Origin of the sequence: Streptococcus oralis (assembly GCF_001983955.1) — a bacterium.
GTDB classification, from domain to species: domain Bacteria; phylum Bacillota; class Bacilli; order Lactobacillales; family Streptococcaceae; genus Streptococcus; species Streptococcus jiangnanensis.
Genome location: NZ_CP019562.1, coordinates 884509 through 909866, shown reverse-complemented (window position 1 = coordinate 909866; position 25358 = coordinate 884509). Strand labels below are relative to the sequence as shown.

At 39.7% G+C, this 25358-nt stretch carries 21 protein-coding genes; 4 read left to right on the top strand and 17 right to left on the bottom strand.

What is annotated here, in order from left to right; all coding sequences use genetic code 11:
* Positions 1–28: 28 nt before the first annotated feature.
* The 5 genes from BWR56_RS04385 to BWR56_RS04365 form a co-directional block, all read right to left on the bottom strand.
* Positions 29–3208, bottom strand: coding sequence for a pneumococcal-type histidine triad protein (locus BWR56_RS04385; protein WP_071850952.1), 3180 nt, complete (start codon positions 3206–3208; stop codon positions 29–31).
* A 7-nt stretch (positions 3209–3215) separates the two neighbouring features.
* A complete protein-coding gene (locus BWR56_RS04380) occupies positions 3216–4133 on the bottom strand; it encodes a metal ABC transporter solute-binding protein, Zn/Mn family (RefSeq protein WP_076984516.1) in 918 nt (305 codons plus the stop codon).
* A 196-nt stretch (positions 4134–4329) separates the two neighbouring features.
* Positions 4330–6852, bottom strand: coding sequence for a pneumococcal-type histidine triad protein (locus tag BWR56_RS04375; RefSeq protein ID WP_076984515.1), 2523 nt, complete (start codon positions 6850–6852; stop codon positions 4330–4332).
* Between the two features lie 246 nt (positions 6853–7098).
* Positions 7099–8832 (bottom strand): phosphoenolpyruvate--protein phosphotransferase, encoded by a 1734-nt coding sequence (ptsP, locus tag BWR56_RS04370; RefSeq protein ID WP_076984514.1) that lies wholly within the window; start codon positions 8830–8832, stop codon positions 7099–7101.
* Between the two features lie 5 nt (positions 8833–8837).
* Entirely contained in the window at positions 8838–9101 is a 264-nt protein-coding gene (locus tag BWR56_RS04365) for a phosphocarrier protein HPr (protein ID WP_000146948.1), read from the bottom strand.
* A 362-nt stretch (positions 9102–9463) separates the two neighbouring features.
* Between BWR56_RS04365 and nrdH the strand changes: the two genes are divergently transcribed.
* From nrdH to BWR56_RS04345, 4 genes are all read left to right on the top strand, one after another.
* Positions 9464–9682, top strand: coding sequence for a glutaredoxin-like protein NrdH (gene nrdH / locus BWR56_RS04360; RefSeq protein ID WP_000259240.1), 219 nt, complete (start codon positions 9464–9466; stop codon positions 9680–9682).
* An 80-nt stretch (positions 9683–9762) separates the two neighbouring features.
* The gene (nrdE, locus tag BWR56_RS04355; RefSeq protein WP_076984513.1) at positions 9763–11922 is read left to right on the top strand and encodes a class 1b ribonucleoside-diphosphate reductase subunit alpha; all 2160 of its coding nucleotides are present in this window, start codon (positions 9763–9765) and stop codon (positions 11920–11922) included.
* Positions 11923–12116: 194 nt separating this feature from the next.
* Positions 12117–13079 (top strand): class 1b ribonucleoside-diphosphate reductase subunit beta, encoded by a 963-nt coding sequence (nrdF, locus tag BWR56_RS04350; protein WP_000451378.1) that lies wholly within the window; start codon positions 12117–12119, stop codon positions 13077–13079.
* Positions 13080–13218: 139 nt separating this feature from the next.
* On the top strand, positions 13219–13986 hold the full coding sequence (locus BWR56_RS04345) for a DeoR/GlpR family DNA-binding transcription regulator (RefSeq protein WP_000917580.1): 768 nt from the start codon (positions 13219–13221) through the stop codon (positions 13984–13986).
* A 39-nt stretch (positions 13987–14025) separates the two neighbouring features.
* Here BWR56_RS04345 and lacG read toward each other — a convergent pair whose 3' ends face one another.
* The 12 genes from lacG to BWR56_RS04285 form a co-directional block, all read right to left on the bottom strand.
* Positions 14026–15432 carry a 6-phospho-beta-galactosidase gene (gene lacG / locus BWR56_RS04340; RefSeq protein WP_071850943.1) on the bottom strand — a complete coding sequence of 469 codons (1407 nt, stop codon included), beginning with the start codon at positions 15430–15432 and terminating at the stop codon, positions 14026–14028.
* A gap of 84 nt (positions 15433–15516) precedes the next feature.
* Complete coding sequence (locus BWR56_RS04335) at positions 15517–17211, bottom strand: lactose-specific PTS transporter subunit EIIC (RefSeq protein WP_076984512.1); 1695 nt, start codon at positions 17209–17211, stop codon at positions 15517–15519.
* Complete coding sequence (locus tag BWR56_RS04330) at positions 17211–17528, bottom strand: PTS lactose/cellobiose transporter subunit IIA (protein WP_001078319.1); 318 nt, start codon at positions 17526–17528, stop codon at positions 17211–17213. The genes BWR56_RS04335 and BWR56_RS04330 overlap by 1 nt, the downstream gene beginning before the upstream one ends.
* Before the next feature lie 35 nt (positions 17529–17563).
* Positions 17564–18400, bottom strand: coding sequence for a PRD domain-containing protein (locus BWR56_RS04325; RefSeq protein ID WP_071850939.1), 837 nt, complete (start codon positions 18398–18400; stop codon positions 17564–17566).
* A gap of 238 nt (positions 18401–18638) precedes the next feature.
* Complete coding sequence (gene lacD, locus BWR56_RS04320) at positions 18639–19619, bottom strand: tagatose-bisphosphate aldolase (RefSeq protein WP_071850930.1); 981 nt, start codon at positions 19617–19619, stop codon at positions 18639–18641.
* Between the two features lies 1 nt (position 19620).
* Complete coding sequence (locus BWR56_RS04315) at positions 19621–20550, bottom strand: tagatose-6-phosphate kinase (RefSeq protein ID WP_071850928.1); 930 nt, start codon at positions 20548–20550, stop codon at positions 19621–19623.
* A 10-nt stretch (positions 20551–20560) separates the two neighbouring features.
* Entirely contained in the window at positions 20561–21076 is a 516-nt protein-coding gene (gene lacB / locus BWR56_RS04310; RefSeq protein WP_001216920.1) for a galactose-6-phosphate isomerase subunit LacB, read from the bottom strand.
* Positions 21077–21106: 30 nt separating this feature from the next.
* On the bottom strand, positions 21107–21532 hold the full coding sequence (gene lacA, locus BWR56_RS04305; protein ID WP_000029277.1) for a galactose-6-phosphate isomerase subunit LacA: 426 nt from the start codon (positions 21530–21532) through the stop codon (positions 21107–21109).
* A gap of 286 nt (positions 21533–21818) precedes the next feature.
* Entirely contained in the window at positions 21819–22715 is an 897-nt protein-coding gene (locus tag BWR56_RS04300; protein ID WP_076984511.1) for an aldose 1-epimerase family protein, read from the bottom strand.
* A 107-nt stretch (positions 22716–22822) separates the two neighbouring features.
* Positions 22823–24298: a PTS galactitol transporter subunit IIC gene (locus BWR56_RS04295; RefSeq protein WP_000382508.1), complete on the bottom strand. Its 1476-nt coding sequence runs from the start codon at positions 24296–24298 to the stop codon at positions 22823–22825.
* Positions 24299–24352: 54 nt separating this feature from the next.
* Positions 24353–24658 carry a PTS sugar transporter subunit IIB gene (locus BWR56_RS04290; RefSeq protein WP_000590551.1) on the bottom strand — a complete coding sequence of 102 codons (306 nt, stop codon included), beginning with the start codon at positions 24656–24658 and terminating at the stop codon, positions 24353–24355.
* A gap of 37 nt (positions 24659–24695) precedes the next feature.
* Positions 24696–25172 (bottom strand): PTS sugar transporter subunit IIA, encoded by a 477-nt coding sequence (locus BWR56_RS04285; protein WP_000521979.1) that lies wholly within the window; start codon positions 25170–25172, stop codon positions 24696–24698.
* Between the last annotated feature and the right edge of the window lie 186 nt (positions 25173–25358).

Sequence of the window (25358 nt, the reverse complement as noted above, 5' to 3'; positions counted from 1 at the left end):
AGGTAGCTCAGCTACTTCGTCTTTCTTTTTATTCTACTGTTTTTTCTTGATTTTCAGTGCTTGTTGTAGATTCTGTTGTTTCCTTTTCTGAAGTTGATTCAGATGGTTTAGAATCTGTTGCATTACTCGGTTTGTTTTCGTCGCTGGCAGTTTCGCTGTTAGATTCTGCAGTTGCTGATGTTTCAGTTTCAGTACTTGTCTTACCACTATTTGCTTCAGCATTTCTTGCTGGGGTTGCTTCTTCACCGACGCTTGATTTTGACTTGATTTCTTGATTTAATACCAGAATAGCTTTTGTCAATTCAAGTAAAGCGGCTTTATCTTTACTCTTAGCAGATAGCTGATCTAGTAGAGCATCAACCTTATCAAAGTCTGCATCAGAACCCTTATTATTTTCTAAATATGAGTGAAGCGACATGAGAATATCGTAGAGTTTTTGATAGAGAACAAGTGTCTGAGGATCTTGCTCTGCATTTTCCTTCTCTTGTTTAAGGGCGCTAGCGATACGAGCCAAGACGTCTTTCACCTGACTATTTACTTCATCCAAGTCTGCATCAGCCTTGTTTGTGGCAGCTTTGAGATTTTCTACTTCTTCTGCCAAGGATTGTTTGATGCCTTCTTCTTGGATTTGTTCCAAGAGTTGATTTGCCTTGCTCAGGAGACTCTCTACTTGTTCCTTGCTAACATGGTTGACATGTTCCTCAGGCATAAAGTCTCCATACAATTCTTTCAAGAAGCCATAAATAGCTGTTTTGGCACTTTGATTATCGACTTTTTCAGTATCTAGAACTGTTTGCGTTGATTTTGCAGTAGTTGGTTGAGCTTTCAAAGCTTCTTCCACTTCTTGTTTTGCCTGATAGATGCTTGGGAATAATTTGTTCAATTCTGCTGCCTTAAGGAAGGATTGAGATTGATACAAGGTCCAAGTCAACTGAGCTACTTTATTTCGCAGTTCATCACTCAAACGACCATCATTTACGTGTTCGTAGAAATACTTGATGTATTCTACAGTTGTAACACCTGTTCGATCATTAAAGTCTTGTAAGGCTTGAAGTTGTGATTCAACCGCTGCTAAACCAGCCTCATCTTTAGCTAATTTAGCTTCTTGAAGTTGAACGAGAAGCTCTTTCTTAGGAAGACCATAAGAGTCTGTATCTAGTGTATTGATTTTATCAATCAAGGCCTGATATTTCTTATCTAGAGCGCTTGTTTCAACAGGTTTGATACTTTCATCAATATGGATATATTGCTTATCAAAAAGATCAAGTGTTGCAAGATAACCTGCCGTAGAGTTGGTTGCTAGTTTCTTCATATTTTCAGTAAACTGACCTAAAGCTAATTCAATCTGTCTTTGTGCGATAGGCTTGTCTTTGTAAATATTTCTGCTATATTCTAAAAGTTGATCCACTTTAGATAGAACAGTTTGTTCATCAAAAGCCCCAGGTTGATAGGTCGATTGTAGCGCCGGAATCTTATTTTTCAAAGCTACTTCATAGCCCTTGGTTTGAACCTTGATGTAGTGATTGTGGTCTCCGTGAGGAATTACAAAACTACCATTTTCTACTTGCAAACTATAAGGAGATACCCCATCACGTAGTGCAGTCGTATAAAGTTCATTTAGGAAATCCAGTTCTGGATTTCCAGTTTGGAGAGGAATACGAACATGTTCTTTTCGAACGGCATAGGGATGGATATGGGTTGGATCATAAGCTTGATCCGGATTTCCAAAGACAAAGAATCCATTTGAAATGCGAATGGCTTCTAGCGGTACACCGTAGGTCTTAGCAATATACTCCATTTTTTCTTTGTCACTGGCCTCTCTAGAAAATGCTTCTACATCTTTTGCAAGAGGTTTAACAGACTCAGTTTTATGACTGTTTAAATGTTCTTGAGCAGCTTTAATCTGATCTTTTGTTAAATCTTTTTTAAAGAAATAGTGGTTGTGATCTCCATGAGAAACGACAAATCCTTTATCATCTTCACTTATCACTCGATCTGCTGCAAAGCCATGATCGTGTTCTTCCTCATGATGGTTTCCATGGTTATCATGATGGTGTTCTTCTGGTTTACTAATGTGGTTATCAGGGCTAGTTTCTGAATGTTTATTTCCGTACAAGTGATCTTGTGCTGCCTTGATTTGCTCAGGTGTCAAATCTTTCTTAAAGAAGTAATGATTGTGATCACCATGACTCATGACAAAACCTTCTGAATCTTCACTTATAATTCTATTTGCATCAAAACCATGATCGTGTTCCTCTTCTTCATGGTGAACATGTGGTAACGGATTATTTGGTGTAGAATTAGAAGGACTTTCTAAGCTTGGAGTGTTAGATTGTGCTTGATGATTGTTAAGAGATGATTTAGGGATATAGTGATAGTGGTCCCCATGTCGTACGATATAAGCATCGCCAGTATCTCTGACAATATCATTAGGGTTAAAGACATAACCATCATCTGCTGCAGAAACACCATTATTCGGTGTCAGTGACAAGGGTTGACTGAGAGCTGAACTATTGCCAGATAAATAAGCCTTTGCGGCAGCTAATTCACCCGCTGACAGATCACTCTTAGGAATATAATGGAAGTGTCCTCCGTGGGGAACGATATAAGCATCTCCTGTATCTTCAATGATATCAGAAGCGTTAAAAACATAACCGTCATCAGTTGTATAACGTCCTTGAGCTCTAGCTGCCACAACTTCCTTAGAATCATTTTTTTGGTCAGATGTATGCCCTTGTTTTTGTTTTTCAATTTGTTCTTTGGTACGAATATTTTCAGCTTGACTAGCATTTTTTAGGTAGACATAATACTTACCATCAACCTTGATAATGTAGCCACCTTTGATTTCGTTGACAATATCAGCGTCTTTCAGTTGATAATTGGCATCTTTCATCAACAGTTCTTCGCTGAAAATCGCATCAAAAGGAACTTTCCCATTGTAATAATGGAAATGATCACCGTGTGAAGTCACATAGCCTTGATCAGTAATTTTCACAACAATTTGTTCTGCCTGAATATCTTCCTTTTTGCTAACTTGATCTGGTGTCTGAGTCTCTGTTTTTTGAGAGTCTTGTTTCCCATCAACATAAGACACACGGTTATTATCTTTGTTTCCTTCTACCTGGTGTTGGTTCAGTGCATAGATGCAAAGACTTAGGGAAAGGACTAAAGCCGATCCCGCCACAAGATACTTTTTCTTCATTTTCATCATCTCCTCATTTTAATTCTTCTGCAAGAACTTTCATATTTTCTTCTAGATTTTCTAAGTAAGTTTTGTCATTTTCGGGGTCTGCTTCCAAAGGATTCAGTGTTTTCAGACTAACCCCTGTTGATTTGACCAAGGTTTCAGCAACTTTAGAAGAGGCATTGCTCTCAGTAAAGATGGTTTTAACCTTATAGGTTTTGACAAATTCTTGGATTTCTGTCAACTGTCTCGGACTCGGCTCTTGTTCAGGAGAAATACCAGCAATCCCAAGTTGTTTCAAACCAAAGCGTTTAGCGAGATAAGAAAAGGCTGTGTGTTGTGTAACAAAGGTCTTTTGACTCGCTTTTTCAAAAATAGGCTGGTACTTCTTAGTCAATTCTTGGGCTTTAGCGATAAAGTTTTTAGCATTCTTTTGATACGTTTCCTTATTGGCACTATCAATCTCCGAAAGTTTATCCGCAATAATCTGCGCCTCTTCACCTGCTTTTTCTGGATCTAACCAAGTGTGAGGGTCATAGAGTGTTTTTTCATCGATGCCGTCACCAGCTTCAACATCTTCCAAACCTGGTACACGCTCCAAGGTCATTCCTTCAGAAGCTTCTAAAACCTTAACTTTTGAATTTTTCAAGTTAGGATCTAGACTTCCAGCCCAAGATTCGAGCGTATGAGAATGGTAGACAAAGACATCCGCGTCATAAATAGCAGCAATGTCATTTGCTGACGGTTCAAAGGAGTGAATCCCACTACTTGACTGAATCATCCGTACATCATTCAAGTCCCCCGATACCTCTTTGACCATGGCATAGATTGGATAAAAACTTGTTACAATCTTCATTCCTTTTGCTTCTTGTTTTTCTTTTTGACTACATGCTCCTAAGACAAGAGCCAACAAACTGGCCATCAATAATAGGATTGTTCTTTTTTTCATCATTACTCCTTAACTAGTATTTAACCATTTAATTAACTAGTAAATAGTTTATCTTTATTTACACTATATGTCAAGTTATTTTGCACATTTTCATGAAAAAAATGAGAACTAGAACTCACATTCTGCTCTCATTTTTCGATTTTATCTTTTCTAGCTCTCCTATCCTGTTTTTAGGAGTTAGAAAATGTTGCTACGACTACTTACTCTTCCTTAACAAAGCCAATAATTTTTCAGCTTCTGCCATAATAGTATTGTTGTCTTGGGAGCCAAATAACAAGTTATTCTTTAATCCCGTGAGAGTTTCTTTGGCATTAGACTTGATAATTGGATCCTGGATTTTTCCAAGTAAATCTTCAGCCTCTCTCAGTTTTTCTTCAACCTTTTCAGTTTCAACCTGAGGTTCTTCTGATTCCTCTGGCGATTCTTCTTCTGGCTCCTCAGTTGGTTTTGGAGACTCTGGTTTCTCACTCTGAGGTTTCTCTTCGCGAGGTTTTTCTTCCTCAGGTTTTTCTGTACGAGGTTTCTCTACTGATGGTTTTTCCGTATGATTGTTATCAGCTTGACCATTTTGGTTTCTTTGAACATGGTCACTTGCATTGCCCCAACCACTATCTGAATGCGGACGTTCGTTTGGATGTTCGACATAGTACTTCACAGTCGCAAAGAGATCCTCTAAAGTATACCCCTTAGGAGCCTCATAAAGACCTTCGTCAAACCATTCAAATTTGATGTTATGGTAATGGTCATAATGAGGAATAATCAAGCTTCCGTTTTTGACTTCCACAGTATGTTGAAGATTGTAAGGCATACGATCAAGCGGCACCTTCTTAGCTGCTTTCACGCGATTGTAGACAGCTTCTGCTCCTTTAGCCTCTGTATTTCCTGAATTCTGATGGTCTGTTGAAGGAGGCGTTAAACCTTTCTCTTTAGCATAAGCTTGGGCAGCCGCTCTTTCAGCTTCAGACAAACTATCTTTCTTAATCCAATGACTGTGGGTCATATGAGGAGTTACATAGGCATCCCCCTCATCACTTGTGATATCACGAGGATCAAAGATATAACCGTCTTCTGTTGTATACTTACCTGCCAACTTGGCTACTTGAATCTCATCATCTGTGTAAGCTATTTGCGCATTTGGTTTCCCTAGACGTTCTGGATGACGAATCGGTGCTAGGAAGGTAAGAATATCATCAACTAACTTGACTTTATCGCTTGAGACATCATTGAGACGTTCCAAGAGTTTATCCAAAGCCTCAAATTCAACTTGTCGACCTTTATTATCAAGTAAGTCTTGATGAACTCTTGCTAGTAAATCATAAGCCTTATTGTAAAATCCTCGATCACCAGATGGGAGGTTGGTTTTCTTAGCTCCGAGTTTATGAGACAAACTTTCTTGCTTGGCTAGTTTACTATCAATGGCTGCTGCTGTTTCTGCTGAAAGTTCCTTGGCAGGAGTATAACGTGAGATCCCATTCTCCTCAAATACATAGCCATCAGCTACTTTTCGAATCGCCTGTTTAACCAATTTTTCATCAATTGGATAGCTTGGAGCTGGTTGGGGATTTGGTGCAGGTTGCGGACTCGGACTAGGTTCTGGAGTCGGTTGTGGACTTGGTTCTTCTGATCTTGAATCTGGTACCCAATGGTTTGAACGATAGCGAAGCGGGATGATGCGAGCAATTCGTTCTTCCAATTCAGACATTTGTTCATAAGGGATAAAGTGGTAATGGTTACCATGAGGGACAGCTACACCTCTGGCGGTTCGACTTGTGATTTGTGCTGGGTCGAAAACAAGGCCATCAGACTCTACGTGTCGTTGACTTAAAGGCAGTTTGTAAAGCTGTTTCAAAAGACTATCAATGTCATCACTTTGACTTGCTTGACTGTTAGTATTGCTGTTGTTACTTGTGTTAGTATTGGTAGTTCCCTGATTGCTTACAGAAGGTACCCAGTTTGTTCTTGGAGTGTTATCGCTATTTTGTCGGCGATAGGTTCTTGAATTTGACAGATTTCCCCGACCAGATAGAAAGGCTTCTGCAGCAGCCAATTCGCTGGCTGATAACTCACTCTTAGGAATATAATGGTAATGGTCGCCATGAGGAACGATATAAGCATCACCAGTATCTTCAATGATATCGGATGCATTAAAGATGTAACCATCATCTGTGGTGTAGCGTCCCTGTGAACGTGCCAAGGCTACCGCGCCATCATTTGCTGAAGTCCCTCCTTCACGATACTGACTATGTTCTTGTTTTTGTCGATTGATTTCTTCTTTTGTACGGACATTATCCGCATGGGCTGCATCCTTAAGGTAAACATAGTATTTTCCATCTACCTTGATAACATAACCGCCCTTGATTTCACTGACAATATCCTCGTCCTTGAGCTGATAGTTTGGATCCTTCATCAGCAACTCTTCACTGATGATAGCGTCATAAGGGACCTTGCCATTATAGTAATGATAGTGGTCGCCGTGCGAAGTAACATATCCTTGGTCTGTTATCTTGATGACGATTTGTTCTGCGTTGATTCCTTCTTTTTTACTGACCTCATCAGGAGTCAGATTCTCTGTTTTTTGCGCAGCCTGTTTTCCATCTATATAGGAAACACGATTATTTTCTTTGACTGTTCTGGCTTGATACAGTCCCAACTCGTAAGAACAAACACTTAAAATTAAAGCTGCCGCAGAACCAGCTAGGTATTTTTTATTAATTTTCATCGAAACTCTCTTTCTTTTTTAATATTTCTATTTGCAATTCATTTCTAAATTGCAGAAACTCCTCTCTATTAATTAACTGGTTAATAGTTTACTCCTAAATTTGCAACTTGTCAAGAAATTTATGAACCAGTTAAGTATTTTTTTATTCTTCACCGCTACTTTCTCTAGAATGGACTTTATATAAAAAAGATTTTCTTGAAAATTATTTAAAAAAATCCCTGCAACTGGGTTGCAAGGACTTTTTGATTAATCAAAATTAACGTATTCTTTTTGAAGTTCAAGAACTTCTTCCATTGTTGAGCATTCTGTAAGGGCACGGTTTGCGTACTCTTCCATCTTAGCTGTATCGAGTTTCTTCATCAAGCTACGTGTACGAAGGACAGATGTTGCTGACATAGAGAACTCATCCAAGCCCATTCCGACAAGAAGTGGAACAGCTTTTTGGTCACCAGCCATCTCACCACACATACCTGCCCATTTACCTTCAGCGTGAGCCGCTTTGATCACATTGTTGATCAAGCGTAGGATTGATGGGTTGTATGGTTGGTAAAGGTATGAAACTTGCTCATTCATACGGTCTGCTGCCATTGTGTATTGGATCAAGTCGTTTGTACCAATTGAGAAGAAGTCAACTTCTTTAGCAAATTGGTCTGCAAGCATTGCTGCTGCTGGGATTTCGATCATGATACCAACTTGAATATTATCCGCAACTGCAACACCTTCAGCAAGAAGGTTTGCTTTTTCTTCGTCAAAGACTGCTTTCGCTGCACGGAATTCTTTCAAGAGCGCAACCATTGGGAACATGATACGCAATTGACCGTGAACAGACGCACGAAGAAGGGCACGGATTTGTGTGCGGAACATAGCATCTCCAGTCTCAGAAATAGAGATACGAAGGGCACGGAATCCAAGGAATGGGTTCATTTCGTGAGGCATATCGAAGTAAGGAAGTTCCTTATCTCCACCGATGTCCATTGTACGAACAACAACAGGTTTACCGTTCATTCCTTCAAGTACAGCCTTGTAAGCTTCGTACTGCTCGTCTTCTGTTGGGAAGTCTTGAGAATCCATGTACAAGAACTCTGTACGGTAAAGACCAACAGCTTCAGCACCGTTGTCATTGACACCTTCAACGTCTTTTGGAGTACCGATGTTGGCAGCCAATTCAAAGTGTTTACCATCAGCTGTTACTGTTTTAGCATCTTTCAAGAGAGCCCATTCAGCTTTTTGTTTCGCATAAGCTTCACCAGCAGCCTTGAATTCAGCCGCTTGCTCATCAGTTGGGTTGATAATAACCTCACCTGTGATACCGTTAACGGCAAGAATGTCACCGTCTTTAACGATTTCAGTGATGTTGTTTGTACCCAATACTGCTGCAATTTCAAGCGTACGCGCCATGATAGCCGAGTGGCTTGTACGTCCACCAATGTTGGTTACAAAAGCTTTTACAAAGTTTTTGTCCAATTGAGCTGTATCTGAAGGAGTCAAGTCATGCGCAATCACGATCACTTCTTCATTGATAGAAGCTGGGTTTGGCAATTTTTTACCAAGGAGATTGGCCAATACACGTTTTGTCACGTCGCGGATATCCGCTGCACGTTCTTGCATGTATGGGTTGTCTTCCATGCCTTCAAAGATAGTGATAAACATGTCTGTTACTTCTTTCAGACCTGCTTCTGCATTCACTTTCTTCGCACGGATTGTTTCCTTGATTTGGCTGATCATTTCTGGGTCAGCAAGAACCATTAAGTGAGCGTCAAATACTTGAGCAGCTTCTTCACCGAGCGTACCTACTGCTTTCTCACGAATAACAGAAAGCTCGTCTTGTGATGCTTTTAGAGCGGCATCAAGGCGAGCTTCTTCTGCGTTTGTATCTTCGACTGTAACAGTCTCAAATGACAAATCCGGTTGAACGAGTAGATATGCTTTTGCAACTGCAACACCGTCTGATGCTGCGATTCCTTTAAGCATTTCTGTCATTTCCCTTATGCCAATCCTTCTTTTTCCATAGTTTCAGTGATAGCAGCGATTGCGTCGTCAGCATCTGCACCTTCAGCTGAAATTGTAACGTCAGCACCTTGGCCAACACCAAGACTCATAACACCCATGATAGATTTAAGGTTTACTGATTTACCTTTGTACTCAAGAGTGATATCTGAAGCAAATTTGCTAGCTGTTTGAACCAACAATGTTGCTGGACGTGCGTGAATACCTGTTTCTGCCACTACGTGGAAATCTTTAGAAGCCATAGTTTGACTCTCCTTTAGTTATTTCTTTTTTGGATTATATGTGATAACCCTTACAAGACTGTATTATATCACCTTCTAGATTATTTTTCAAGTGTTTTATGGACTTTCTTTTATTTCCTTTCAGATAACTTGCTGAAAATCTTCTATTTATCTTACCAATATACAGTATATAGTTTTTTTGTTTTGATAAACTTTGATAGTTCAATGAAAACCCAATTTTACACTCTGACAAAACACTATATCTTGTGCTTTGTTTTTGAAACTGTAACTTTTTAGCACAAGATTTAGTTTAAAAAGTTTGACAAAGTTTTTTTTTCTGATATACTAAGAAAGTAATCTATTTTGAAAGAGGAGTTACGAAAATGGTAACCGTTTATTCTAAAAACAACTGTGTCCAATGTAAGATGACCAAGCGTTTCTTGGACAGCAACAATGTCGCTTATCGTGAGATCAATCTCGACGAGCAACCAGAGTACATCGATCAAGTTAAAGAGCTCGGTTTCAGCGCAGCTCCTGTTATCCAAACACCAACTGAAGTCTTTTCAGGCTTCCAACCAGGAAAACTGAAACAATTAGCATAATCTTAGTACATCATCCAGAAGAGATTGCTTCTAGGGCTAACTTAGAGGCCTTTCTTTTGTAATTAGATAAGGGAAATTTTATGGGATTAAAACATCTTGAGGACGTAACTTACTTCCGTCTCAATAACGAAATCAACCGTCCTGTTAATGGACAAATCATGCTTCATAAAGATAAGGAAGCCTTGGATGCCTTCTTTAAAGAAAATGTAGTACCAAATACAATGGTTTTTGATTCAATTACTGATAAAATCAACTACCTCATTGAACACAACTACATTGAAACAGCATTTATCAAGAAATACCGTCCAGAGTTTTTGGAAGAATTGCATCAATTCATCAAGGACCAAAACTTCCAATTCAAATCATTCATGGCTGCCTATAAGTTTTACAACCAGTATGCCTTGAAGACTAATGACGGTGAATATTACCTTGAAAGTATGGAAGACCGTGTCTTCTTTAATGCACTTTACTTTGCTGACGGGGATGAAGCGATTGCGACTGATATTGCCAATGAAATCATCCACCAACGCTACCAACCTGCTACTCCTTCCTTCTTGAATGCTGGTCGTGCTCGTCGTGGGGAGTTGGTATCTTGTTTCTTGATTCAAGTAACGGATGATATGAACTCTATCGGACGTTCTATCAACTCAGCTCTTCAACTTTCACGTATCGGTGGTGGTGTGGGAATTTCCCTCAGCAACCTTCGTGAAGCTGGCGCACCTATCAAAGGTTATGAAGGAGCTGCTTCTGGTGTCGTTCCAGTTATGAAGCTTTTTGAAGACAGCTTCTCTTACTCTAACCAATTGGGTCAACGTCAAGGGGCTGGTGTAGTCTACCTCAACGTCTTTCACCCAGATATCATCGCCTTCCTTTCCACTAAGAAAGAAAATGCCGATGAAAAAGTTCGTGTTAAGACCCTTTCACTTGGTGTAGTGGTACCAGATAAATTCTACGAATTGGCTCGTAAAAATGAAGAAATGTACCTCTTCAGCCCTTACTCTGTAGAGCTTGAGTATGGCGTGCCATTCAACTATATCGACATCACTGAAAAATATGATGAATTAGTAGCAAATCCAAAAATTCGCAAGACAAAAATCAAGGCGCGTGATTTGGAAACGGAAATCTCTAAATTGCAACAAGAATCTGGCTATCCATATGTAGTCAACATCGATACGGCTAACCGTGCGAATCCTGTTGATGGAAAGATTATCATGAGTAACTTGTGTTCTGAGATTCTTCAAGTTCAAGAACCAAGCTTGATCAACGATGCTCAAGAATACCTCCAAATGGGAACAGACGTGTCATGTAACCTTGGTTCAACCAACGTGGTCAACATGATGACCTCACCTGACTTTGGTCGTTCTATCCGTGCAATGGTTCGTGCTTTGACTTTCGTTACAGATAGTTCACACATCGTAGCAGTTCCTACTATCGACCACGGAAACAGTTTGGCTCACACCTTTGGTCTTGGTGCCATGGGGCTTCATAGCTACCTTGCCCAACAACTGATTGAGTACGGATCAGCTGAGTCAATTGAATTTACAAGCATCTACTTTATGCTTATGAACTACTGGACCTTGGTAGAATCTAATAACATAGCGCGTGAACGTGGTATCACCTTCCACAACTTTGAAAAATCAGACTATGCTAACGGTAGCTACTTTGACAAGTATGTGACAGGCGAGTTTGTTCCAAAATCAGATCGTGTTAAAGAACTCTTCAAAGATGTCTTTATCCCAAGTGCTGCTGATTGGGCTGAACTTCGCGAAAAGGTTCAAGCAGATGGTCTTTATCACCAAAACCGCCTTGCTGTAGCTCCAAATGGTTCTATCAGTTACATCAACGATGTTTCTGCATCTATTCACCCGATTACGCAACGTATCGAAGAACGTCAAGAGAAGAAAATCGGTAAAATCTACTATCCTGCTGCAGGTTTGTCAACAGATACTATCCCTTACTACACTTCTGCTTATGACATGGATATGCGTAAGGTGATTGATGTTTATGCTGCTGCAACAGAGCACGTGGACCAAGGGCTTTCACTCACTCTCTTCATGCGTAGCGACATTCCAAAAGGTCTTTACGAATGGAAGAAGGAAAACAAACAAACGACACGTGACCTATCTATCCTTCGTAACTATGCCTTTAACAAGGGTATCAAGTCTATCTACTACGTCCGTACCTTTACAGATGATGGTGGAGAAGTTGGTGCTAACCAATGTGAAAGCTGTGTGATTTAATTTTTATCTGGGGCAACCACATTTTCTCAGACTACTGATTAAGTTCCCCATCATACAAAACTTGATAAGTATCTTAAATACTATGAAAAACTAAAAAGTCGGGCTTCCGACTTTTTGTGCGATACTCTTCTCAGACTATGATAAAATAGAGAGGATTCGACAAACGCATTATTACATACAGAAAGAGATTTCAAATGGAAACTTACTACAAAGCCATTAACTGGAATGCCATCGAAGATGTCATCGACAAATCAACTTGGGAAAAGCTGACGGAGCAATTCTGGCTCGACACTCGTATCCCCTTGTCAAATGACCTTGACGACTGGAGAAAACTATCAAACAAGGAAAAAGACTTGGTAGGAAAAGTCTTTGGTGGTTTGACCCTTCTTGATACCATGCAATCAGAAACAGGGGTTCAGGCGCTTCGCTCAGACATCCGTACACCGCATGAAGAAGCTGTTTTTAACAACATCCAATTTATGGAATCTGTCCACGCAAAATCTTATTCTTCTATCTTTTCGACCTTGAATACTAAGGCTGAAATCGAAGAAATCTTTGAATGGACCAACACTAACCCCTACCTTCAAAGAAAAGCGGAGATTATCAATGAAATCTATCTCAATGGTAGCCCACTAGAAAAGAAAGTTGCCAGCGTTTTCCTTGAAACTTTCCTCTTCTACTCTGGTTTCTTTACGCCCCTCTACTATCTCGGTAACAACAAACTGGCCAACGTTGCGGAAATCATCAAACTGATCATCCGTGATGAGTCTGTTCATGGAACTTATATTGGTTACAAATTCCAACTTGGTTTCAATGAATTACCTGAAGAAGAGCAAGAAAAGCTCAAAGAATGGATGTACGATCTGCTCTACACTCTCTACGAGAACGAAGAGGGGTATACAGAAAGCCTCTATGACGGTGTTGGTTGGACAGAAGAAGTTAAAACCTTCCTTCGCTACAATGCCAATAAGGCCCTTATGAACCTAGGACAAGATCCACTCTTCCCAGATTCAGCTGATGATGTCAATCCAATCGTTATGAACGGTATTTCAACAGGAACTTCTAACCACGACTTCTTCTCTCAAGTCGGAAATGGTTACCTCCTTGGTGAAGTTGAAGCCATGCAAGACGAGGACTACAACTACGGTTTAGACTAATTTGGCTAATCATTCAAAATATCATGGTTTGTTTAAAACAACCATGATATTTTTGTTTTTGTTTTATTTTGTTTTTTTCTATTTGATTGATTGAGCGTTTTATGGTAAGATAATAATAGTAGAAATCGAGGTGATAAGGATGCTAAAGCAAGAAAAACTAGATAGTATTCTAGAAGCAGTAAACACAAAAGGCACTATTACTGTAAAAGAGATTATGGAGAGTCTTGATGTGTCAGATATGACAGCTCGTCGCTACTTACAAGAATTGGCAGATAAGGATTTGCTGGTTCGTGTGCACGGTGGCGCTGAAAAACTTCGTACAGGTTCTCTCTTAAACAACGAACGCTCAAATGTTGAAAAACAAGGCTTGCAGATTGCTGAAAAACAAGAAATTAGCCGTTTTGCAGGTCATTTGATTGACGAAGGTGAAACTATTTTTATTGGTCCAGGAACAACCTTAGAATGTTTTGCTCGTGAACTCCCAATTGATAATATTCGTGTTGTAACAAACAGTCTTCCAGTTTTTCTCATCCTAAACGAACGAAAACTAACAGATTTGATTTTGATTGGTGGAAATTATCGCTCTATCACTGGAGCTTTTGTGGGAACACTTACCCTGCAGGATTTAGCCAATCTTCAGTTTTCTAAAGCTTTTGTAAGCTGTAATGGTATTAAGGATAAGGCAATTGCTACTTTCAGTGAAGAAGAGGGCGAGGTACAACGAATCGCCTTGAACAATGCCAATAAAAAATACTTACTGGCAGACCACAGTAAGTTTAATAAGTTTGATTTTTACACGTTCTACAATATCTCAGAGATTGATACCATCGTTTCAGATGCCAAACTGAGTCAGGAAACATTTGAAGAGCTGTCGAAACAAACAACCATTCTTTTATCAAAACCATAAAAATTCCCCTGCCTTTTGGCGGGGAATTTTTGTTAAATTTTATTCAATAAGTTGTGTCTCAGCTAGTTTCTTGTACCAGTGAGCTGATTTCTTAGGATAACGTTCTTGAGTTTCAAAGTCTACATAAAAGAGACCGTAGCGTTTTTCATAACCGTTTGACCAAGAGAAGACATCCATCAATGACCAGATGAAGTATCCTTTGACGTTGGCACCATCAGCAATAGCATCAGATAATACTTTCAAGTGTTGTTTCACATAATCAATCCGCCCATCATCGTAGACTGTCCCATCCACAAACTCATCTTTGTATCCGAGACCATTCTCTGTGATGTAGATTTTCTTGTAATTTGGGTAATCTTTCTTCACGCGCATGATTTGATCATACAAACCTTGAGGATAGATAATCCAGTCCCAGTCCGTACGTGGGACATAGCCAGGCGCCACTCGACGTCCAACTCCCTTAATTTGATACTTAGAGCTTCCTTTTTCACCCTTACCGTTATGAATGATTTCTGTTTCGCCATCAAAGGCTTGCATCCAATCACTCATGTAGTAGTTAATTCCAAGGAAGTCATTCAGGTCTTTTGCAGCTTCTAGCACAGCGAAATCTTCTTCACGCAGATCTAAGCTTCCACCATTGACGGATAGAATATGGTTGACGCCTTCCATGGTTTCTTCGGAATATCGTCCAAGATAAGTTGCATCCAAGATAAATTTATTGTGGATGATATCTTCCAACTCAGCAGCGCGAACATCTGCTTGATTTTCAGGATCTAGAGGATATTTAGTAGGCAGGGCGTGAACCACACCAATTTCCCCTTTATAGCCTTTATCTTTATATAGCTTGACTGCACGCGCATGTGACACCATCATATTGTGATGAGATTGAAAGACTTTGGCAAGGTCGTACTGAATACCTGGAGGGAATTTCCCAACTAAATACTGACCATCTCCTATCGGCCCAATTTCATTAAAGGTTGTCCAATAGTTGACTTCAGGAAATTCTTCAAAACAGAAGGCTGCATAATCCACAAAGTGATCAATGTTTTCTCTATTCAGGAAATCTCCATTTGAATGAAGTGCTTCTGGCGTATCAAAGTGATGAAGAGTTACAAAGGGCTCAACATGCCGTTTGTGACATTCTGCAAATAGATTATGATAGAACTCAACCCCCTTGTCATTAACCTTCCCATAACCAGTTGGAAAGATACGTGACCAAGCGATTGAAATACGGATACCATTGACACCATACTCTTCTGCAAGTTTGAGGTCAACTGGGTATTTGTGATAGAAATCACTGGCTGGTTCAGCAGTGTACCAGTAGTTATCTTTGAGGTATTTGTCCCAGGCAACTGGTCCTTTACCATCAGTATTGGTCGCACCTTCTGCTTGATAGGCTGCTGTTGCCCCGCCAAAAATAAAGTCTTTTGGAAGTGTTTTTGTCATTTGATTCACCTTTCAAGAAATAGAAATGAGATGGAGATAGAGTTGGGAGGAATTCCGCCATCTCACTTCTTTGCTATTTACCTTTTATTCTTCAAACTGCGCTTGAACAAAGGCAAGAGCACCTTTTCCATCGCGAGTCAATTTAATGTATTGGCCACCTTCTGTCTTGGCAAGTTTGATACCAAGTTTGTCGGTCTCTGCTTTCATATCTTCAAAGTTAGAAGCAACTTGAGGAGCAAGGATAACCAGATCAAACTCAGGCAACATTTCACGGTGAGCACCATAGCCACCAGCTGCTGCTTTAACAGGAACCTTGTACTCCGCAGCTGCTTTATTTAAAGCATTTGCGAGGAGACCACTTGTTCCTCCACCTGCACAGAGAACCAAGACATTGGTTTCTTCAGTAATTGTGTTTTGCGCTGCTTCTACACCAGCTTTTTCAAGAATAGCATCTGCTTTGGCAGTATTGAAGTTTGCAGCTACTTTTTCTTTCAATTCATCATTGGCTTTACCAGAACGTTCTTCTTCAAGGATTTGTTCATCATAAACCTTGAGGAATGGATAGTAAATGGCTACGTCAACAAGGATTAACAAAGCAGCAAGTACAAATGACAAGAATTGGAAGTTTGTACCGAGAACAATACCGAGCGGACCTGGTGTTGTCCAAGGAAGGTTGGCAGTAAATGAGTTCATGCCAAGCGTTTCAATGAAGAATTTAAAGATCCATACGTTGGCAATTGGCGCAAAGATAAATGGAATAAAGAAAATCGGGTTCAAGACAAGCGGTGCTCCAAACAAGATTGGTTCATTTACACCAAAGAAAGTTGGAACTACTGAAGCACGTCCGATTGCACGGTTACGTTTTGATTTTGTTAACCACATGAACATGAATGGAACAACCAGTGTCGCACCAGTACCACCCATGGTAACGATAAACATTTGTGTACCAGAAGTAAGAATCTTGTCAGCGTGCATCCCTTGTTGGAGAAGGTTCAAGTTGACTTCGGCATTTGCATAGGTAATAGCCGCGATTGCTGGTTCAACGATGGAAGGACCGTGGATACCAACAAACCAGAAGAAGGCAAAAGCACCAAAGATAATGGTAATACCTAGATAGCCATCAGCTGCAGAGAATAATGGTGCAAAGAATTTTCCAATTGATTCTGCAACGCTGGCTCCAACAAAATGACGAGCTAGTAAATCAAGAGCATAAAGAGAAACCACTGATAGAGTGAATGGAATCACATCTTTAAAGACTTGTGAGATATTTGGTGGAACTTCGTCAGGCATACGAATAGTGACGTTGTTCTTAACACAAACCTTATAGATAGCTACAGTAACAAAGGCAGCAAGGAAGGCTGAAAGCAAACCTTTTGTCCCCAAGAATCCAGTAGCTAGGCCATTTTCGATAGGATCAGCTGCCAACATCAACAAACCAACAATTGCTGCCAACAATGTTGACATATAGTTGATTTGATTGGTTTTCTCCATGCTACGGTTTACTGAGTCGGTCAATGACTTAGCTGTTGTACCAGCTACCAAGAGAGCTAGAATCCCCATTGAATAGCTGTAAGGTTTCATCAGAAAGGCTACAACTTCGTCAGACCATTTAAAACCCCATGAGTTAGGAACAAAGGCAATCAAGATAAAGATACTTGAGAAGAGAATAACAGGCATACCTGCAATGAAACCATCACGAATAGCACGAAGATAGATATTACGAGACAGTTTTTCAAAGAAAGGCTTCCCTTTCTCGATAAATGAAATTAGTTTGTTCATTACTTAACTCCTCTCTTATAGAGTTCGATTAAATGGTGCATCAAATCTTTGAGCAAGATAGTTGTCATCAAGTGATCCTGACCATGCATCATGGTCACACTATAGGCCAAATCCTCACCAGCGGCTTCCTTGGTCAATAGACTTGTTTGCGCGTGATGAGCCTCGGCGATACAGCCACCAGCTTCCTCAACTAAACTATCCGCTTTCGCAAAATCGCCAGCTTCAGCAGCCTTTAAAGCTTCCAATAGTTTTGATCGAGCATCGCCAGCATAGGCAACAATTTCAAAACCTAACAATGTTACTTCTTCTCTATTCATGATAGAATTCTCCTTATGTATTTTTAATTAAATTTTTATGACAATAAACGTTGGATATGTAGAACTAGATAAACTCGTTCACTTTTATACAAATCAAGACCCGTATGTTGCGTAATCACATCATAGATCTTGGAACCAATCTCGAACGCTCTTGGATAGGATTGTTTAATATGATCTTCCATATCCAGAAGTGATTGGTTATCATCTCTAGATCTGTCTAAATAATCCAAGAAATAATTCAAATGAATCATAAAACGATCATAGAAATGATTATTCTCTTTGGTTCGTTGAATTGCATAACCCTTTAGCACTTCTTCAACATTCCTGAGAATTTCTTTCCTCTTATCAATCGACTCAACCACTTGAACTTCATTCTCCCCTTCGGCATTGATGAAATGATAAGCGATCCGAATAATTTCATCCTCAGGGAAATGATCTGTCAACTTCTGACGATAGATTTCAAAAGCTTCCTTTGCGATTTGAAAAGCGACAGGATACTTAGTGGAAATATCTGGCAGATTACTATCCTTGTACCTTCCTTGTGCTAGAGCTTGGTAAGAACAGTAAATATGATCTGTCAAGGTTACGTAGAGATACTCTTGAATCGGATAATGATATTTCTTTGATAGCTTATCAATGATTTCATAAGTCACTGTGATAAAATCCAGCGGAACATCTTTTAGCAGAGCCATAAAGTTTTCCCTAGACTCTTCTGTCTTCATCCGAAAGATTTTCTCAACTTGATCTTCAGCAATCAAATCCCCCTTCTTTTTCCCAAATGCAATCCCTTTACCAATCACAATCACTTCTTCTCCTTTGTCATTTCTGACAAGTGAGACGTTGTGATTCATTGGGTTTAGAATTCGATACATGGCAACCTCCTTTTATCTCTTAAAGGTATATGAGTATAAAAAATGACCACAAATGAACTAGAAAATCCTTTGATTTCTAATCCATCTGTGATCATGCCTAATATTACTTAGTAACACTCACCTTGTATTAACTTGTGATTTAAGTATAGCACAAGTCAGTTTTTTTGTAAACCTTTACATGTAACTTTTTTTAAAATTTTTATTTAGATCAATGTTCCTAAGATTAGGGGGGGAAAACTTATACACGTTCAGTCCATGAAGTCGCTGTTGTTTGAAGAACCTTGTTGAGTTCGTCAATGTTTTCAAAACCAGTTGTGCGAAGCCATTCGCGAGCTGCTGCTTCACCATCTTTGATGTAAGCTTCAACTGATCCAGCCCAGGTTGCACGGCCGCAAAGAACTCCGTTGAAGTTTGCGCCTGATTCGTGGGCAAAGACAAGGGTTTCTTGGAAGAGTTTAGCTGATACACCTGCACTCAAGTAGATGTATGGCAAGTTAGTTGCTTCATCTTGCGCTTTGAAGAAGGCTGCTGCTTCTTCACGTGTATGAACGATTTCACCATCGCCAAAGCCTTCAACGTATTTGACGTTGACTGGAACTTCCACTTTCAAGACATCGATGTTGAAGCGTGGGTCTGAGAAGACCTTCATAGCACCGATAACCTTGTGTGGCTTCACTTTTGCGTATTCTGCAGAACCAGCGTCAGCGATTTTTTCATCGTAAGCAAGGATTTCAAGGAAGAATGGAATGTCTTCCGCCACACACTCAGAACCGATGCGTTCGATGTAGGCTTGTTTTTGTTGGTTGAGTTCGTCAGAGCTGTCTACGTCATAGTAAAGCAAGAATTTGACTGCATCTGCGCCTTGTTCTTTGATGCGTTTGGCAGACCAAACATCCAAGCAGTCAGGCAAGCGTTTGGTGCTAGTTGTGTCATAACCTGTTTTCTCATAAGCAAGGAGAAGACCAGCATTTGGATCAAGCGCTTTTGTAGCTGGAAGACCATACTCTGGGTCGAGAAGCATAGAGGATGCGTATTTTGTTAATTCATCTGCTACCAAGACTTTGAGTTCTTCCATTTGAGCCACTGTTGGCTCTTCTGTTTGGTATTGGGCCATAAGGCGTTTCAAAGCACCACGTTGGTCAAAGGCAAGAGCTGAGATAATGCCGTTTTCATCTGAAAGTTTTTCTAAGCATGCACGTTTGTTTTCTGTTAAAGCCATTTTATACCTCTTTTACTATTAATTGATCATATAGAGCTTGATAGTTAGCCATATTGACATGACCTGTCATTTTTTCTTGAGCATTGAGCATACCAAGGACATTGGCCTTGATGAGGAGTTCTACATCCGATTCCTTATGAAGAAGTCCTGATGAAATCCCTGCCACAGTAGAATCACCAGATCCAACAGGGTTCACTACCTGAATTCTTGGAATATCTACCTTGTAGAAAGTATCACCGTGTTTTGCAAAAGCACCATTTGCTCCAAGTGAAACAATTATCCACTCAATCCCTGCAAATAGAGGCTCTTGAAGAACTTCTTTTAATAAATCCAAATCCTCAGAAACTTCTTTCCCAAGAAGCTGAGACAATTCTTCGTTATTTGGTTTGATTACTGTTGGTTTATGTGGTGATTCAAGAACCGCCTGAAGGGCAGCACCTGAGCAATCCAAAACAACTGGTTTTCCTGCGCGATTAGCAAGTTCTACTAAGCTCGCATAGTAATCAACTGGAAGACCTGCTGGCAGACTACCAGAGATAGCAACTACTTCCACAGTGTTAAGAAGATTTTCGAAATGAACCAAGAAATCTTGACCTTCTTGTTCCAGAACTTCGGGACCTTTTTCAAGGATTTCTGTTTGGTTGTCACCGTGCAGAATAGCGATACAGTTTCGAGTCTCTCCTTTGATTGAGAAGAAACGTTTCGTTACTTTATCGTCGATATGCTCTACTAAAAACTCACCAAGTTTACCACCGACCAAACCAGTAGCAACAACAGAATCACCAAATTCTGAAAGAACTCGTGTAACATTGAGCCCTTTACCACCAGCTGTCTTGGTCACGTCCACCACACGGTTGACAGTGTCAATTTTTAATTCATCCAAAGGATAAGAAATATCAATGGATGGATTCATTGTGACTGTTAAAATCATGCGTCACCTCTTAGTCGTGGTATTCACCGCGATCCCATTTTTCAAGGAATTCTGTAAAGAAGTTTGCATCTGCTTGATGAGCATTGTGAGTTTCAACGTGCTCAATTTTCGCAATCAATTTTTTGTTTTCTTCTGATGGTTTGTATTCAGCTTTGATGAAAGCTTCAATGATATCGCACATAAGCAATTCACCAGTAATTTTACCACCAAAACCAATAACGTTGGCATTCAATTGTTCTTTTGCATAAAGTGCTGTTGTCATATCACGAACCAAGGCAGAACGAACTCCTGGAACTTTATTTACAGCGTTGTTGATACCAACACCAGTACCACAGATACATACCCCAAGATCAGCTTGACCGCTTGTAACGGCTTCACCAACTTTTTTACCAAAGATTGGGTAGTGAGTACGTGTGTGATCATAGGTACCAAAGTCGATGACTTCATATCCTTTTGATTTCAAAAACTCTGAAACCGCCATTTTTTCATCTGTTACGATGTGGTCACATCCAATTGCAATTCTCATTTTTATCTTACCTTTCTTACTGTAATCTAATTAGCACATTTTGTTCAACATATCGACCCGAATTTGGTGACGACCACCGTCGTATTTACCATTAACAAAACCTTTAGCAATGTTTTTAGCCAATTCATCACCAACAAGTTGTGCACCCATAGTGATCATACGTGAGTTGTTGTGACCACGAGTCATATAAGCTGAACGTTCGTCAGATACTTCTGCAGCAACCATTCCTTTGATTTTTGTTGCAACCATGAAAGGACCAGCACCATAAGCATCAATCACGATACCAAGGTTTTGTTCTTCTTTGTTTACTTCTGCAGCAACAGCAAGAGTCACATCAACAAAGTCTTGACCTTCAGCTGTAACATCCACAACGTGGAAGTTTTCTTTTTCCAAGAAGTCTTTCACAACTTCTTTCAATCTCAAACCTGCAGCATCTGCACCGATAACAATAGACATATTGTATACTCCTTTTTATTATTCTAGGCTAGTAAAGACTTTTATAGTTAGCAGTTTACCTACAAAAGACTTTCTAGCAGTTTATTGACAAATTTGATTGAATAAGCTGTTCGATAGCTTATCCAAGTCTAGGAAATCAAGTTCCTAGAAACAAACTTTCTCCTCGAAAGAGAATATAACAAGTGATTATTTGTTTGTTACAAACATCATTTGTTGCTTACAAACATAATATACTCCTATTTATAGAAAAAGTCAACAGTAAATGTTTGTTTTTGTGGTTTTTTATCTAAAATATTTCAATATCAAAGCCAATCTGATCTACTTGACCCGGTTCTAGGAGACGAACGTTCTTCTTATCTTCTAAATGATCTCCTTCTTCAAGAGATGTTGATAATCCAGACCAAGGTTCAAAGGCAATGAATGGTCCCTTATTCAAAGTTGACCAAATGATGAGATTTGAGAACTCTTGGAAGTGTACTTTTAATCCCTTCTCATGCTTACGAGAACGAAGGGCAATTGTTCTGGAATGCAACTCATCCAAAGTCACTGCATCTACACTAAACAGATCGTAACTCAGATCCACTTCCTTTTGTGAATCCAACCATGGACTTCTATCTTGGAAGTCTAAGAGTCCAGTCTCTGGGAAAGGACGGGGAACAGAGCAAGTCTCTTCTTTCTCAAACTCTAAATAGTAATCTTCATAGACGTCATCATCAAGTAGAGGACAATTAAATCCTGGATGTCCTCCTATAAAGAATGGCATTACTTTATTCGTTTCTTTATTAAGGACTTTGTATTGAGTACGAACAGTCTTGCCAGTCACTAGATAAGTGATTTCAAGACGGAAATGATAAGGATAGTTTTGATAAGTATTCTCATCATCTTCGATAGCAAAGGTTACGCTGTTTTCTGTTTGATCAACTAAGTCAAATTCTTTTTTACGGACCAAACCATGACGAGGAATGTTTCCTTTCGTCTCCGTTCCATCTGCATGACTGTAGAAGGCTGTATCTTCTCTTAAAGAGCCGCAGATTGGAAAAAGTACTGGCGCTTGTCCACTCCAGTAAGTGGCATCTCCTTGCCACAGATACTCAATGCCTTCTCGATCCTTGATCGACGATAAGGCGCCACCTAAGGTTTTAAACTGGACCGTTAACTGGTCTGATTTGATTTCAATTACCATAATGTTCTCCAACTATTTTTAGATCTTTAGATAAAAAACTAGGTTGCCACTCCCAATGTCGGAAATTAACAACCTAGTTTTCACAATTTACATTTTATAGGAGCGAATTATTTAGCATTTGCTGCGTATTCTTCGTTACGTTTGATCATTTGTTTTCTATACCAAGCAAAGATACCTACATAGAATACAAGGAAGACTGCTGCACCAAGGATTGCTTTGATATCACCTGTTGTAGCATTACCGATTGCCCAACCAAATAGTTTTTCAATTGGTCCTTCAAGAGTTGAGTGAGTGATCAATTGAGTTTGGCTCACACCTTCTGGGAAGGCACCTACACCTTTAGCAAGTTCAGTTGCAAATGGAGCGATAAGAGTACCAGAAAGAAGGAAGAGAGGCAACAAGAGTGTTCCGAAGATAATCATACGGAGCAATTTACCACGTGTAACAACCAAGAGAGCTGGAGTCACACCCATAGCGATGATACCTGCAAGTGGCAAGATACCATTACCGACGTTTGAAAGAAGCACAGCTTCTACTAGCATGATTGGAGCAAGTACGTTAGCACAAGCCCAGATTTCAGCGCGACCAGCGATGAAAGGCCAGTCAAGACCGATGTTGAATTTACGTCCTTGAAGACGTTTAGTAGCAACGTTTGTAATACCTTGTGAGAGTGGTTCTACGGCTGCGATGAACCATGATCCGATAAGTGAGAAGAGTTCCAAAGCTACACCGGCAGTCAAACCAAGGCTCAACCAACCTTTAATAACAAGTTCCCATTTATCAGCTCCTTCTACTCCAGCAACTGGGTGTGGAGTCCCCATCAAACCAATAACAATACCAAGGATGAAACCGATAAAGAATTTAGATCCCCAGAAACCGATTTTTTTGTTCAATTTTGCAGCGTCAAAGTCATATTTATCGAGACCAGGCAATACTTTATCAAAGATTTTATCCAAGACCATGATAACTGGGTTCATCATGTAGTTCATGTGAGTTGAAGTCATTGGTGATGAACTTGGTGCATTAAGAAGGTCGTCGAAAGTTGGTTTCATCAAATCAGAGTTGATGATTTTCAAAATACCTACAAGGACAACTGCTGCAGTTGCGATGAAGAGTGAAACCCCTTGGCTAACTCCATTGTTGTCTGCGTACCATTTGATCAAAAGACCAGTGATTGACAAGTGCCAGATATCGAAGATATCGACGTCAAGTGTATCTGTTTTCTTCATTGCAAGCATCACAATGTTGACAATCAACATTACAAGCAAGAAGTAAAGTGTCCATGCAGATCCCCAAGTGATGGTTGCAAGTGGTGCCCAACCAACGTCAGTGATGTTCAATTGAATACCAGTATTTTCAACGAATTTTGCAAGTGATGCTGAGAAAGCTCCGTTGAGCATACCGATGATAGCACCGATACCAGTAAGGGCGATGGCAAGTTTGATACCACCTTCAAGCGCTTTGGAGAATTTCACTCCAAATAGTAAAGCCAATACTGTCAAGATGATCAGCATGATGATAGGACCACCCATTTCCAAGACTGGCTTGAAAATCTTATTGGCTAGTTCGATAATGACATCCATAATAGTTCCTCCCGTTTTTTTAGTTATATGAATGTTAACAAGATAAAGAATAAATTAGCTTAGTCCGTGTTCTTTGATAGCTGCTTCAATATTGTCAAATACTGGAGCGCTCATCGCTGGAATACGGAACAAGATTGGTCCAGCTTCAATTACTGGAATACCAGGTTCAAAACCAAGGTCAGTTGCAGCGATTGGTGTAAAGATATCGTAGCCCTTGATAAGGTCTTCGTTTACGTCTTTCACCATGACGGCATCACAGTGAACATCATAACCACGGTTTGAAAGTTCTTCTTCTAGAGCACTTTTAATTTGGTGACTTGAGTTAACACCTGCACCGCAGGCAGCAAGAATTTTAATCATTTGGATTTCCTCCGATTTTATTTTTTAATAGACAAGATTAAGCGGTTGCTTCAGCAATGTAAGCATAAAGTTTTTCTGGTTCAGAAATTTTTGATAAATCTTCCAGATGTCCATTTCCTGTGAAAAAGTCCATCAACTGAGCCAGAATATTTGTTTGACTTGAACTTGAGTTGTTAATAATAAAGAAGAGTAGGGATACTTCTACTTCCTTATCAGGAGCAATCATATTGTGAAAAGTTACTGGTTTTTCTAATCGAACAACCACAACTTTCTCAGCCAGATTATGAACAATATCTGTATGAGGAATCGCTACATTTGGCAAGTCCTTACCTAGAAATTCCATATCTAAGCCAGTTGGAAATGACTTTTCACGCGTGATCAAGGCTTCACGATAAGTTGGAGTGACAATTTCTCGTTCTTCCAACAAGCTTGCTACCTGATCAAAGAGTTGTTCTTGATTATCCGCTTCTAAGCAAAACACCAGGTTTTTGTCAAAGAAATGATCTAATCCCATAACATTTTCCCTTCTTTCAATTATCTTTTATGCTATAAGTATAACACTATATGAAATCGTTGTCAATAATTTTTGTTTTATTTTGTTCATTTTTTTGTAATTTTTGTTTCATTTAAAGAATACAATCAATATCGAACATTCTTGTTATAAAATACACAAAAAAAGAAGGCCCAAGCCTTCTTCTAT